The sequence below is a fragment of the Cuniculiplasma divulgatum genome, assembly GCA_031200235.1.
In the GTDB taxonomy this organism is placed as follows: Archaea; Thermoplasmatota; Thermoplasmata; order Thermoplasmatales; family Thermoplasmataceae; genus UBA509.
The window spans coordinates 1246668-1260257 of the sequence record CP133595.1; the positions used below are offsets into that span (position 1 = coordinate 1246668).

Here is a 13590-nt window from a genome sequence, read left to right on the forward strand (position 1 = left end):
CTTGACAATGAAATTTGAAAGCCTGAGGGGTTTCAGGGACATATATCCTGAAGATGCAGAGCCAAGGGAGAACATGTTCAACACGGCCAAAAGGGTTGCGCATTCCTTTGGGTTCCAGATAATAGACTTTCCAAGCCTTGAACCGCTTGATCTCTACAGAATAAAATCAGGTGATGAGCTTGTGAGCCAGACTTTCTCCTTTGTTGACAAGGGGGGCAGGGAAGTTACAATGGTCCCTGAAGCAACACCTTCGGTTGTGAGGATGCTTACCTCAAAGAAAGATCTTCAGAAGCCCGTAAGATGGTTCAGCCTTCCCAAGATATGGAGGTATGAGGAGCCACAGTCAGGCAGGCTCAGGGAACACGTTCAGTTCAACGCGGATCTTTTTGGTCCGGACACACCTGATGCTGACGCGGAGATAATAGGCCTGGCGGTAACGATTCTGGATTCACTCGGACTGTCTGGAAACTATGAGATAAGGATGAATCACAGGGGAATGATGGAGCAGATACTGAAGTCCATGAAAGTTGAGGACACAGCACGTGCGTTCTCTGTTATTGACAGATTCCGGAAGCTCAAAGAAGACGAATTTATTGAGGCACTGGGTTTCATCAATATCTCCGGAAAACCCGCTGAAATGATCCTGAAGCTTGCAGGCACCAGAGTTGAATCCGTATACCTGAAGCAGGCAGTTTCGGAGATAGTCCCCCTCACACAGGATCTATCAGATATCCTGGACAGGATGGCAAAGACAATGGAGATGGTATCACTCTTCACGGATTCGCGTGTTGTGGTTGATTTTTCAATCGTAAGGGGGCTTTCTTACTATACAGGCATTGTGTTTGAGGCCTTTGATGTCATGGGTGAGCTCAGGTCAATACTTGGTGGCGGTAGATACAACAGCCTTTCGACGCTGCTTTCCGGGCAGGAGATTCCCGCTGTCGGTTTTGGTATGGGCGATGTGGTTCTGGAGCTCCTGCTACGGAGAAACGGTTTGTGGAACAGGCGAACTGCAACTGACGGTTATTACGTGTGCATGGCATCTGACGGAGTTGAGATGTATTCAATGAGGTTGGCAGCGGAAGTGAGGAAGCGTGGGAAAACTGCAGTGCGCGATTCCGGTGGAAGGAAATTGTCCGCGCAGCTAAGGGCAGCATCTTCGGCAGGACTGGCAAAATCCGTAATAATAGGGGCAAGAGAGGTGGAGACAGAATCAGTGACAATAAAGGATATGGTTTCTGGAAAGCAGTCAACCATATCATACGCTGAATTTCTGGATTCTCTTTGAAGCAATAGGTGCTTCGACCTGTTGCTTCAGGGGATTCTGACTTGCAGCCTTTATTGAGTTTTCGCAAATTTGTATCCAAATAGGACTGGTGCCTTTGGATAGATCCCATATTTGCCGTGAATCTGTAATTTCTTACTGTCAATGATTTACAGACTAAGCAGGTTTCGCTTGAAAAAATTTATATTGGCTGGGAAGTTTATAGTACGAGGGTGAGATTGTGTCCTTGGCATTTATTCTGATAAGCACGGTTCCCGGAAAGGAGCATGAAGTATACAACAAGATATCCAAGATACAGTATGTGGTGGAAATACATCCACTGTTTGGAGAATACGATCTTATCGTTAAGATAGATGCAAAGGATTACAGTGAGCTTGGAAAAATCGTGATCGAACAGATCAGGACAATCGACGGTGTTATAGATACCAAAACCCTTACTGGCATAAAGCTATGAGGTGCATATCTTAATGATAGTTTTCGACACATGGAACTGGGAAGTATTTTTGTTTGTGATTCTGGGGCTCCTTGCATTATCGCTGTTTGTGCTGGGAGTTCTGACTGCGTACTTTGGCAGCGGAAAGAGCAGAACAGTGGGTTCGCTACTTCTGGTTGTAGGTATCGTGATAGGAATAATCATGGTTTACTTCGGACATTACAGAATGCCCGATATTCACCTGCTGCAGAATGTGATCATTGGTGCCATATTCTATATTGTGGCAGCCATAATAGGGGTTGTAATAGGTCTCCTGGTCTTCCTGGGTGCCATAATGAAGACCTGAGTCTTCAATTAACAATATTAATACTTGATTTTTTCAGTTGATCCAGACATTTTTCCGGTTCAGCACGTTGTCATCCCCAACATTTTCATATTATGATCAATACTCCTCCGTGAAGGATTCCTATTATTCCTTGATTCTTGCGATGGCAGGTTTCGTGATTCTTGCAGGTGCAGCAATACTCAGATTTTCCGGCCTTGTGCCACTGTACCTGACCTATCTCACAATTGTTGCCGCAGCCATAATTTTTGTCGATGCCTATTTTGTTTACAAAGGAAGCCATGCAGCAAAGTCAATGGGGATTCTGCTGGGCATAATTGCCATGATTGTATCTTCCAACCCGGCTCACTTCTCAGCTCTGGCAAGATTCGGTTCATCTCCTGCCCTTTCTGGTGCTGACATTACCATGGTACTGGGTTTCTATCTGCTTCCAGCTGTGTATATTATTTCATATGTCCTTGAAACGATTTCCAGCAGGGAAGGGCTCAGGCAATAGATCATCCATCCAAAATACTTGATGAAGCAGTTGAGGAGATATTTACGAAAAAAATTCTTAGACAAAGTATATAGGAATCCATTCTCATAACCATCTATTGAAGTCTCGAAATATCTGCAGCGAATGCAATGGAACCGGTTACACGCATAACGGCGACCTGCAGATATGCAATGCATGCTATGGATTGGGAAAACCATATAGGCAGGATAATTTCTCGATTCAAAGGCGAAGGGAGGCAAACATTGTCATACTTATTTTGGGGTTTATGCTTGCCGCCCTCATACTGTCAACCGGACAGTTGAAAATGAAGTGGGTTCTTATTGTTGTGGGAGTCTACCTGTGGATCATGATGGGAAGCATCGCCTCATTCTTCGCTTCAATTCCGGCACGTATCAGGCATAAAATAGTGCAGTGACTGGATGTTTATATTATGGAACTTTCCAATAAAAAACTGAATTTAAATATATTTTAAGAATCTGGAGCGTAGGTCCCCGGAGACCATGGACACTCCGAGATATTCGTGTTGAATATGACGTCATTTGGTGCCATTATATGGAATTACAGGCTTGATCCACCATCATTCAATGAAATGGTGTCACTGACTCCGGAAAAGATAGATAATCTGGCTGCCAGCGTATCGCAGCACTATGTGGTACTTTCAACCTGCAACAGGGTTGAAATCTATTTCACAACTTCTGACGATTCGCCCCACGTGGACATGGCCGGTGGGATTTATCTTTCTGGACTGGATGCAGTTTCACATCTTTTCAGGGTGGCATCCGGGCTCGAATCCATGTCTTTGGGAGAGCATGAGATACTGGCCCAGATCAAGAGTTCCTATGAGAAATACAGTAAAATGAACAGGACCGACAAGCTCATTTCCCTCATTTTCCGGAAGGCAATAAGTACGGGGAAACTTGCAAGGGAAAATACCAGCATCTCAAGGGGAAAAACTTCCATACCTGTGATCGCACTTGATCTGGCTGCAGGAATCAGGTCCATACCGGAATCATCTGTTCTGGTCATAGGGATGGGGCAGATGGCGGAGACGTTCATAAGGTACCTTGTTAAGACACCTCCACGGAAACTCACAATTGCAGGGCGCAACAGCAATCTGGGAGAGGAACTTGCCAGGCGGTATGGCGGGGTATATGTCAGCACGGATAGGTTGCCGGAGGCTGTCAACCAGAGCGATATAATCATCGCTGCAACGTCTTCAAAATCAATACTGATACATCCTGGAGACATTTCGAAATCAGGACTGCAGGTTTTTATTGACATATCAAACCCCATAAATATAGACCAGGGGGTAAGATATATTCCGGAGAAGGTGGTCATTGACCTGAATACAGTGGAGGGAATTGCTTCCCGGAACAGGGAATCAAAACTGTCAGAGATACCAAAGGTCGAGGCCATAATCGATGAATCACTGGCAACGTTCTCGAAAAAACTCATGGAGTTCCAGGCTGAGGAATTTATCACCAGATCTTATTCTTATGCAGAGGAAATAACAAGGAGCGAAGTGGATCGGCTTCTGGAGGAGATCAGGAAAGGCAGGAATCCCGATGACGTGAGGCTGAAGATGGTAAACTCCCTAGTTAAAAAACTGCTGGGGCAGTATGCCACATCACTTCGTGATGCCGCCCTGAGCCATGATTCAGAAAAAATGAAAATTATCAGCTCAGCATTCCTGAATGACGGAACGAATTCATGAAATTGATTTGAGACTGTTCCTTGATGCCTCCACCACTTTCCCTAGATCGTCGAGAGTATGTACGGAACTGGTGAAACATGCCTCAAACTGCGATTTCGGGATAAATACCCCATTGTTCAGCATGGTGTTAAAGAACCTTGTGTAAAGGTCAGTACGTGACCTCAAGGCAGCTGCTCCATCTGTAATTTCACGGTTATTGAAGAATACAGTGAACATGGTTCCTGATCTGTTGAACTGAATATCTATGCCCTTTTGTCCGGCGAAGTCCACTATTTCGTCACCAAGTTTTGTCACATACGAACATATGCCGGTATAGTCGACATTCTTCAACTCCTGCAGTGTGGCATATCCTGCAGCCATTGCAAGAGGGCTTCCGGAGAATGTGCCCTGCTGGTAGAAGGTACCACTGGGTGCAACATCCTCCATTATTTCACGGCGGCCCCCGAACATTCCAACAGGCAACCCTCCGCCTATGATCTTTCCAAGCGTCGTCATGTCCGGTTTCACACCAATCATATCCTGATAGCCGCCGTATGATGATCGGAAACCAGTTATGACCTCGTCAAAAATAAGAATTGAACCACTGTCACTGGTCAGTTCCCTGGAAGCCTTCAGGAATTCCGGATCCGGTGGCACAACCCCAACATTTCCCAGAACCGGTTCCGTGATAAATGCCGCAATCCGCGGTCCAAGATTCCTGAAAACCGTTTCAAGGCCAGGTATATCATTGAAGGCAATTTCCAGTGTTGAATACCTTGCCGGGTCAGTATCCGGCTTATATGGAGCTGCAGACAGGGCCATATCGTGTGCGCCGTGGAATCCACCCGAAATCTTGAGAATCAGATCCCTGCCCGTATGGTGCCTCGCAAGCCTCAGAGCATGCATTGTTGCCTCCGTACCGGAATTTGTGAATCTCATCATCTCTACGGAGGGAATTGCTTCCCTTATGGCCTTACCAAGCTGTATCTCCCCTTCTGACGGAGCGCCAAAAAGTATTCCGCGTTCCATCTGGATCTGAAGTGCTTTCATTACTCTCTGATTCCCGTGTCCCAGGATGAGGGGACCGAATGCCAGGCAGTGATCAACATATTCCCTGCCATCGGCATCATAAATCCTGGATCCTGATGCAGACCTGATGAATCTGGGGTAAGGTTCATAGAAACGCACTGGTGAGTTCACTCCACCCGGAAAGATCTCCCTTGATTCCTTATAAAGTGATTCCGAAGACATGGCAAGAAATCGGCACCTGAGATTTAGCTTCTTTCATTGAAGTTTCAGTCCTGCCGTTATGCGGCATTTTTCATAGGCAAACCTTTTGAGAAAAGTCAGATTAATTACCATACATACCATGGGGTTGCAAATGGTGAATGAGAAATCCTTCGTAGAGGAAGCAATCCAGGAGATAAGATCAAAGCTTACGGATCGCGGCATCCTGGCATGTTCTGGTGGGCAGGACAGCACACTCCTTGCGGTGCTGGCCAACAGGGCTGCTGGAGAGAAGGTCCTTACTGTGTTCGTTGACACGGGCCTTCTCAGAAAGGGTGAACCTGAAAGAGTGGAAGCCATTTTCAAGAGATTTTCCCTGAACTACCGCATAATTGATGCCTCAGATCGCTTCCTGTCAGCCCTGAAGGGCATATCAGAGCCAGAGCAGAAGAGGAAGATCATAGGCAAGACCTTCATCGATGTTTTTGAGGAGGTGGCAAAGGAATATGGCGCAAAATTCCTCCTGCAGGGAACAATTGCCCCAGACTGGATTGAGAGCGGCGGTAGCGTCCGGGAAGTAATCAAGAGCCACCATAACGTTGGCGGCCTCCCGGAGAAAATGAACCTGAAGCTTATTGAACCACTCAGGGACCTTTACAAGGATGAGATACGGGATATTTCACGTTTCGTAGGGTTAGATACGGATGTACAGCCTTTTCCCGGCCCCGGACTTGCCGTACGAATAATTGGGGAGATCACCAGGGAGAAGGCCGATCTCCTGAGGGATGTAACGGAGATAGTGGAACGTGGTGTCAGGGATGAGTATGCTGATGCATCGGGCAGGCCCTGGCAGTACTTTGCAGTGCTCCTGCCGGTTCAGAGCACCGGCATACATGGAGACAAGAGAACTTATGGCAACACGGTGGCCATAAGGATGATTGATACCAGCGATGCAATGAGCGGCACATTCACGAGGCCATCATGGGACTTCCTGGACAGAATTTCCACCGAGATAACCAACGAGGTGAAAGGCATAAACCGCGTTGTTTATGATGTGACGAATAAGCCGCCGGCAACAATTGAATGGGAATGAAAAATTCAGGTCTTCAGGTAATTTAAATATATGGCGAAGCATTGTGGGTAGTTATCATTAAAGGGATATCATGACAGAAGAGGAATTATTGCTTTCGGAAGAGGAATACCAGAAATCCGGCATTCACATAGGAACACAGGTAAAGTCAAAGGATATGCAGGAGTACATCTTCAAGATCAGGAACGACGGCCTTTACATCCTTGACATCAAGAAGACCAACAGCAAGCTCATAGTTGCAGGAAAGATGCTGTCCAGGTTCAAGCCCTCTGAAATACTGGTCGTAGCCCAGAGGCAGTATGCATTCAAACCAGTCACAAAGTTTTCAGAAGTGGTTGGGGCAGAATCCATAGTCGGCAGGTTCATTCCGGGCACCCTGACCAACCCACAGCTGTCCAGCTACAGGGAAGCAAAGGTAATCATAATCACCGATCCCCTGGCAGACACGCAGGTCATGAAGGAGGCAAAGAGGGTTGGAGTGCCAATAGTGGCTCTCTGCGATGCAAACAATAAGACTGATTTCGTTGACCTCATAATACCCACAAACAACAAGGGAAGAAGATCCCTGGCAGTGATATACTGGCTGCTGGCAAGGGAGATCCTGAAGAACCGTGGTACCATAAGGGATTACTCGGAGTTCAACTACACCATTGACGATTTCGAGTCCCAGATCTGATGGTCATTGAGAAAGGGGTCCCTTACCCTGATAATTTTTACATATGCAGTCCTTGAACCGGATCTTCCGGCAAATACCATTTCTTTCCTTACGCCCTGCGCGACCCTTACGGCCCTGCTTATTTTGTACCATTCCTCAGTTTCCTCAAGCACATGCACAAGGAACTCTGCATGGGCATCAATGTTAACACCATAAACCCTGAAATTTGCTCCGTACTTGAATCCTGTTCTCACTATGAATCCCCTGGACACAAGATCGCGGAAAACCCTCATGGTGAGGCTCTCATCGTTACCTGCCGTTCCGGACAGAAGTGAAGATTCGTATTCGTTCAGGAGCCTTATGCTCCCAAGGGTCGTCCCCATCCACTCAGGTATGCCGCTGTCCTCGGATGCAGGGGTACCATTGAGATCAACTATGTTTTTTGGGTTACCCAGCGCAGTCCTGACATTACCTTCAGGTTCAAACGGTCTGGCAATGAACATTGTGATATCGTGATCGTCGTCTATGGCTGCATAGATCGAATCATTGCCCGCTACGAGCTGGGAAAATGTAATGGTGCGGTCTTCCCTGACCGTGACAACAGGTCCCCTGTAATCCTCACGTGGCGTTCTTCTGTAATACATGGAGTTGTTCTCAACCTTCACCAGGAAGCCCTTTGATTTCAGCAACTGAAACAGGTAGAAGCGATCGGTGAACCCTGGGGGCTGATCAAACGCGCTGATGAGGGAAAGAAGGCTTCTCATGGAGGGATTCTCCGCTGTGATTCTTCCCTTAATAACAAGATAGAGCGCCTCGTACGGATCCAGGTAGAGGATCCCGGAAATTATCCTGCCCACTCTGTACTTGCTCTGCAGATGAGAGGGCCCCTTCCCCTCTTCTATGGAAAAGACAACCTTCTGGCATATTGCCCTATGCGGTCCGCTGCCTTTTTGCATAAACCTTCTCCACAAGGCTGTCGGTGATGCTGTTCAGCAGCTCCGGAATGCCTTCACCGGTCCGCGAGGATACCATCACATAGTCCACTTTTTCCTTTTTTCCAATCTTCTCAATATCCTCAGTCCAGATCTGGGCCTCGTACTTCATGTCAGATTTAGTTCCCACAAGCAAAATCTGGGGTTTTTTCTCAAAAGTCTTGGAATATTTCACTATGTCATGGGCAAAGTCCAGTGAAGCAGGGTTTGTGACATCCACCAGCACAAGTATTATGTTGGATCCTGGAAGAAACCTTTCTGCCTCCGGGCCATCAGATATTTCCTGGAGCAGCAGATCAGCAGATATCTTGGTGCCGTCCCTGTCAACAACAAGACGCTTCCTTGAAAGCAGTTTTGAAGCCGAACCAGGGCTGTCAGAATCGTATACTACCCGGGATATGAGGGCACTTTTGCCGGTACCTTTGCCTCCGGCAACACTAACTTTCCAGGCAACACGATCCATGACCATTGGCAATTGATTAGGAGGATTTTCTTATAGTTTTTGCTGGTGAAATCTCGGTTCGTTGCAAATTGCCGTCGCAGTACAGAAAGTTACAAATACGGTATGCTCTGTTCCGATATTTCCGCGGAAATATCATGAATTTTCCTCAGCTTTACTGCAGGGAAGTCTGCATTATTGAGGCAATCTGTGTGACTTCGTGTTCTCCGACATTTTGACGCTATTCAATATTCGCTATTGATCACTGTTCTGGAGGAATGCCATATTGTTACGTCTCAGCATAATATTCTGTCAACCTTGTAAAACGTTGGCTCTGACAATGATTCGCACTGAATAGGTTTATTAACTTTTTGGGCATACTTGGATGGTGACATTATGGAATTCAAGTTTTCAGATAACCTGAAGAATATGAAGCCTTCCGAGATAAGGGAACTCCTCAAATATGCGACCAACAAGAATCTCATATCATTCGGTGGGGGCATGCCCAATCCCGAAACGTTTCCAATGGCAGACCTCAAGTCCATTATGGATGACGTGATGAATCAGTATGGGACAATTGCTCTGCAGTATGGGAACACTGGAGGCCTCAACGAGCTGCGCACGGAAATAGTACGCCTTGTCAGGGAAACTGAAAACATAAAGAGTTCAGAATCGCAGGTCCTTGTTACAGCCGGATCACAGCAGGGGCTCTATGAGTTAGCAAAGATACTTGTGAATCCTGGTGACGCCATAATTACAGAAGAGCCGACGTACGTTGGCGCCATATCGGCGTTTGACGCCAATGATGCGGATATGCATTCCATCCCAATGGACGAGAATGGGATCAAGACAGAACTGGTTGAAGCCGAAATCAAGAAACTCATATCAAAGGGAAAGAAACCCAAGTTCATATACACAATACCAACATTCCAGAACCCTACCGGGGTAACCCTGAGTCTGGAAAGAAGGCGCCACCTCATAGAAATCTCTCAGAAATACCAGATTCCACTGGTTGAGGACAACCCGTATGGGGAACTGAGGTATGATGGGGATAGGATACCATCTCTTAGATCGCTTGACCCGGAAGTCATATATCTTGGCACATTCTCCAAGATCATGTGTCCGGGACTCAGGATGGGCTTCACAGTGGCTCCCGAGTCCTTCATATCAAGAGTGAACCTTCTGAAGCAGGCTCTTGATCTGTCCTCAAGCACCTTCAGCCAGTTTGTGGCGTGGCAGTACCTTGCCAGAGACGAGGTGAAGAAGCAGATTCCCAAGACAATCAAATTGTACAGGAGAAAGAGGGATACCATGTTCAGGGCACTTGAAGAGTATTTTCCAGATGGATCAAGCTGGTCAAAGCCGCTTGGCGGAATGTTCCTCTGGGCCACAGTTGATTCCAGGATAAACACCACGGATATGCTGCAGGATGCCATACAGGATGGGGTAGCCTATGTCAGTGGAAACGCTTTCTCTCCGGCCAGGGCTCAGGCAAACAGCATGAGGCTGAACTTCACGTTCTCCGAAGATGAACAGATTTACGAGGGAATCAAGAGGCTCGCTTCTGTACTGGAGAAGAAAATGTCCGTGCTTCAGCCCCAGTAGGCTGATAATACCATGATCACAGTACTGGGGGGATCTTTCACAAGATTCCACAAAGGGCATATGCTGATGCTGGATGCTGCTATCAGGACAGGAAATCACCTGATCGTGGGTCTCGCATCAGATGATTTTCTTAAGAGCCACAAGGCGTATGATGCGCCCAGATATTCTATGAGAAAGCGTGCCCTTGATAACTATATATCCCGGTTCACATCGGATTATGAAATATATCCTCTTGATTCGAGAAACGGGAACGCTGATGCTTCTGCTGAATACGATACCATTGTTGTATCAAGAGAAACCCGTGCCCAGGCTGAAGCAATAAATTCGTCAAGGATCCGGAAGGGGCTCAAGCCATTGAGGATCGTGGAGGTACCCATTGCTCTGGCAGAAGACCTTTTTCCCATAAGCTCCAGCAGGATTGTGAAGGGAGAAATCAGGGCTAACGGCCGCAGGGTCACGCCAGTCCTCATAGGAATATCCACTGCCAACAGCCTCAAGGTCATGGCTCTGGATAGATATATTTCAAAAGTAATGAGAAATTATGAGATCTTTCGCAATCAGGAGTATGAACTGGAGACAGATCAGCCACTGGGCATCGACACACAGATAAGTGCAATGAAGAGGGCTCAGTCCGCCCTGGGATCCCGGGATTATGGTGTTGGTGTTGAATCCGGTGTATATATGGATCGGATTACTGGAAGCGCGATTGACATCCACTACTGTGTGGTCATTGACAGGTATTCCAGGGTTACAGTGGGTACGGGAAGCGGTTTCGCCATTCCACCGGATATCGTCAGGGGAATCAGAAACGGGCTTACGGAATCTCAGGCTTTTGTAGAATCCTATGGCGGAACGGACCCCGGATCAACTTCAGGTATTGCAGGAATAATCTCGGGCAACAGGATCACCAGACAGGAACTTGTTTATGAGGCCATCAGGAATGCATTCATCCCAAGGACCGGCGCTTCATTCTATGGCTTGGATGAAAAGATCCAGTGAGTTTCGCCGCTCACCAATATTCCCATTATTCTTCTCATGGAGTCCTTAAAAGTGTTCCTGCACATCTACATAATGGTTAAGTACGGGGAAGCCATTAAAAAAAGAGCATAATGGTTACCAAGGAGGAAATTCTGGAGCAGCTGAAACAGGTTTCAGATCCGGAAATAGGCATGGACGTGGTTAACCTTGGTCTCGTTTATGATGTGGAGATCAATGGCGACAGGGTCTATATTAAGATGACAATGACCGCTCCCACGTGCCCCGTTACACCATGGATACTTTCTGAAGCTCAGAGGATAGTGGAGAACATGGAGGGTGTTGAGGCTGCAGATATAGAGCTAGTATGGGACCCGCCATGGAATCCTTCAATGATGACAGATGAGGCCAAGGAAGCCCTGAATATGACATAGGATTCCCGCTATTGGTGGGACCTCTCTGAGTATAGTATTATCATTCGAGAATCTGTCTTTTTATTTTGAATAAGGATCGAGATTCTCTCATGAAACGACGCACCTTTAAATACCCTTTTTATATAGTGAACGAAAGGGTTATTTATGAGCGAGAGAGAAAAGATTACAGTGGAAAACATCGTGGCTTCTACGTCACTGGCGGAACATCTTGATCTGAGCAGGATTGCACTTGCACTTGAGGGATCGGAATACGAGCCCGAACAGTTTCCTGGCCTTATCTACCGTCTCCATGAACCAAAGACAGCTGTTCTCATATTCAGGAGTGGCAAGGTCAACTGCACAGGCGCCAAGAATCTTGCAAATGTGAAGCTCACAATCGACACAATAATCCAGAAGCTGAAAAAGGCCGGTATTGAGGTATATGACAACCCTGATATTGTTGTCCAGAACATAGTTGCCGTATATGATCTCGAGGCGGAACTTAACCTCACGGATATTGCCATGTCACTTGGGCTGGAGAACGTGGAGTATGAGCCTGAGCAATTCCCGGGCCTCGTTTACAGGGTCGAGGAGCCAAAGGTGGTTCTCCTGCTTTTCGGATCTGGAAAGGTGGTCTGTACCGGTGCAAAGGAAGAAAGCGAGATTGAGCAGGCCGTCATAAAGGTGAAGAAGGAACTTCAGAAAGTTGGCCTGATCTGATCACCAGGTCATGTTATTTTTCAGAATTTCCCTTATAAGGGATGTTGCATAAATCCCTCTGCCAAGGTTGAATTCCATTATTCCATCACTGTTAATGGTAAGGTCTGACTGCAGGCAGGACACAACCCTTCTTTCTCCGGATGATGAAAATTCCGGATATGACCGGAGGCGGAACATTCCGGGATTCACGCCCTCTTCATCAAGTATATTCTTTTCGAATTCACCCTGTGGGCCATCCGTCAGATGAGTATCAAATCCTATGAGCGGTGCCGAGGGCCTGAGCCTGTTCTGTCTCACTGCGTCCTCCAGGATTCCCCGGTTCATTGAGTTGACCCTGATCTCCTTCCTTGCGTCGCTGTTGAACAGTCCGTCAACAGGATATAGAACATCACCTTCATTGACAGAGTTGATTCCAAGTTCCCTGATACGCATGGATACGATCCTATTGAAGAGATATGACTGGTATGCATGAACGAACATCATTCCCAGATTCTTGGGGAACGCAGCCAGTGACCCCCTGAGGGTTCCATGCTCCAGCATGTATCCAAGAAGTGTTCTCTCAAAGTTTAGATGCATGGGAAATTCCTTCAGCGCCAGCCTTGCATCCATGGTGGAGGCAAAATCCTTCCTGTAATATTCTGTGTCTATCTCTGGATCATATATGTATTCCAGGGCAGCCTCCTCATCCTTACCCTCAACAAGCAGCTTTCCAACCCGGTGAGTGTTGGTCCTGATGCTGCCGAACCGCTGAAGCCCGAAATAATTTGGAAATCCACCCGAGGCATTCAGCTCTTCAAGCAAGTCACCAAGTAGACCTATGTCGTCACGATTCAGGTGAAGGTTAACGGTGAACCTGTTGCCAATAAGATCGCCAAGGGCAAGCATCCGGTCTGTTCTGAACCAGTCCAGGATTTCACAGTCTGATATGCTGATGGTGGATGGGTCAAAATCATGGTTTATGCTGAAATACTGTGTGGTCACAGCGTGTTTATCCTTGGTTCCGCAGTATGTTATGCGCTTGTGGCTGATATGGAGTTCCCTGGCCAGGAAGATTATGAACCGGTTTGTATCCCATTCCCTGAGTTTTGCCCTGATGACAATGTATTTGCCGTTGTCTGATCTCCGGATCCACTTTGGAATTTCCTGCACAAGAAAATCCTCCGGAGTCTGTTTGAAAACACCCCTGAGCGGCTTTGTGTCGGTTACATAACTTTCCATGCCCAC

The 13590-nt window shown here is 47.0% G+C and carries 16 protein-coding genes; 12 read left to right on the top strand and 4 right to left on the bottom strand.

The window, feature by feature from the left end; genetic code table 11:
* The first annotated feature begins 7 nt into the window (after positions 1–7).
* The 6 genes from hisS to hemA all read left to right on the top strand — a co-directional run bounded on the left by hisS (position 8) and on the right by hemA (position 4271).
* Complete coding sequence (gene hisS, locus RE469_06480; protein WMT43849.1) at positions 8–1288, top strand: histidine--tRNA ligase; 1281 nt, start codon at positions 8–10, stop codon at positions 1286–1288.
* Between the two features lie 217 nt (positions 1289–1505).
* A complete protein-coding gene (locus RE469_06485) occupies positions 1506–1739 on the top strand; it encodes an Lrp/AsnC ligand binding domain-containing protein (protein WMT43850.1) in 234 nt (77 codons plus the stop codon).
* Positions 1740–1752: 13 nt separating this feature from the next.
* Positions 1753–2064: a hypothetical protein gene (locus RE469_06490; protein WMT43851.1), complete on the top strand. Its 312-nt coding sequence runs from the start codon at positions 1753–1755 to the stop codon at positions 2062–2064.
* 109 nt (positions 2065–2173) lie between these two features.
* Entirely contained in the window at positions 2174–2557 is a 384-nt protein-coding gene (locus tag RE469_06495; protein WMT43852.1) for a hypothetical protein, read from the top strand.
* A gap of 97 nt (positions 2558–2654) precedes the next feature.
* Positions 2655–2972: a hypothetical protein gene (locus RE469_06500; protein ID WMT43853.1), complete on the top strand. Its 318-nt coding sequence runs from the start codon at positions 2655–2657 to the stop codon at positions 2970–2972.
* A gap of 114 nt (positions 2973–3086) precedes the next feature.
* Positions 3087–4271, top strand: a complete 1185-nt coding sequence (hemA, locus tag RE469_06505; GenBank protein ID WMT45648.1) for a glutamyl-tRNA reductase — start codon at positions 3087–3089, stop codon at positions 4269–4271.
* On the opposite strand, the gene RE469_06510 is transcribed toward hemA, so the two are convergent.
* Entirely contained in the window at positions 4266–5501 is a 1236-nt protein-coding gene (locus RE469_06510; GenBank protein ID WMT43854.1) for a glutamate-1-semialdehyde 2,1-aminomutase, read from the bottom strand. The two genes, hemA and RE469_06510, sit on opposite strands and share 6 nt — an antisense overlap.
* A gap of 130 nt (positions 5502–5631) precedes the next feature.
* Here RE469_06510 and guaA point away from each other — a divergent pair, with 130 nt between their 5' ends.
* Both guaA and rpsB read left to right on the top strand, forming a co-directional pair.
* Positions 5632–6570: a glutamine-hydrolyzing GMP synthase gene (guaA, locus tag RE469_06515; GenBank protein ID WMT43855.1), complete on the top strand. Its 939-nt coding sequence runs from the start codon at positions 5632–5634 to the stop codon at positions 6568–6570.
* Between the two features lie 70 nt (positions 6571–6640).
* Complete coding sequence (rpsB, locus tag RE469_06520; GenBank protein ID WMT43856.1) at positions 6641–7243, top strand: 30S ribosomal protein S2; 603 nt, start codon at positions 6641–6643, stop codon at positions 7241–7243.
* Here the strand turns inward: rpsB and endA are convergent.
* Both endA and RE469_06530 read right to left on the bottom strand, forming a co-directional pair.
* Positions 7210–8178 carry a tRNA-intron lyase gene (endA, locus tag RE469_06525; GenBank protein ID WMT43857.1) on the bottom strand — a complete coding sequence of 323 codons (969 nt, stop codon included), beginning with the start codon at positions 8176–8178 and terminating at the stop codon, positions 7210–7212. The two genes, rpsB and endA, sit on opposite strands and share 34 nt — an antisense overlap.
* Entirely contained in the window at positions 8153–8683 is a 531-nt protein-coding gene (locus tag RE469_06530; protein WMT43858.1) for a GTPase domain-containing protein, read from the bottom strand. Before RE469_06530 ends, endA begins: the two co-directional genes overlap by 26 nt.
* Positions 8684–9049: 366 nt before the next feature.
* Here RE469_06530 and RE469_06535 point away from each other — a divergent pair, with 366 nt between their 5' ends.
* The 4 genes from RE469_06535 to RE469_06550 all read left to right on the top strand — a co-directional run bounded on the left by RE469_06535 (position 9050) and on the right by RE469_06550 (position 12366).
* Positions 9050–10258 carry a PLP-dependent aminotransferase family protein gene (locus tag RE469_06535; protein WMT43859.1) on the top strand — a complete coding sequence of 403 codons (1209 nt, stop codon included), beginning with the start codon at positions 9050–9052 and terminating at the stop codon, positions 10256–10258.
* 12 nt (positions 10259–10270) lie between these two features.
* Positions 10271–11257 carry a pantetheine-phosphate adenylyltransferase gene (locus RE469_06540; GenBank protein ID WMT43860.1) on the top strand — a complete coding sequence of 329 codons (987 nt, stop codon included), beginning with the start codon at positions 10271–10273 and terminating at the stop codon, positions 11255–11257.
* 110 nt (positions 11258–11367) lie between these two features.
* Positions 11368–11667 carry a metal-sulfur cluster assembly factor gene (locus tag RE469_06545; protein WMT43861.1) on the top strand — a complete coding sequence of 100 codons (300 nt, stop codon included), beginning with the start codon at positions 11368–11370 and terminating at the stop codon, positions 11665–11667.
* Between the two features lie 144 nt (positions 11668–11811).
* Entirely contained in the window at positions 11812–12366 is a 555-nt protein-coding gene (locus tag RE469_06550) for a TATA-box-binding protein (GenBank protein WMT43862.1), read from the top strand.
* Here the strand turns inward: RE469_06550 and truD are convergent, their stop codons facing one another.
* The gene (gene truD, locus RE469_06555) at positions 12367–13584 is read right to left on the bottom strand and encodes a tRNA pseudouridine(13) synthase TruD (GenBank protein WMT43863.1); all 1218 of its coding nucleotides are present in this window, start codon (positions 13582–13584) and stop codon (positions 12367–12369) included. It lies immediately after the preceding gene.
* Positions 13585–13590: the final 6 nt, after the last annotated feature.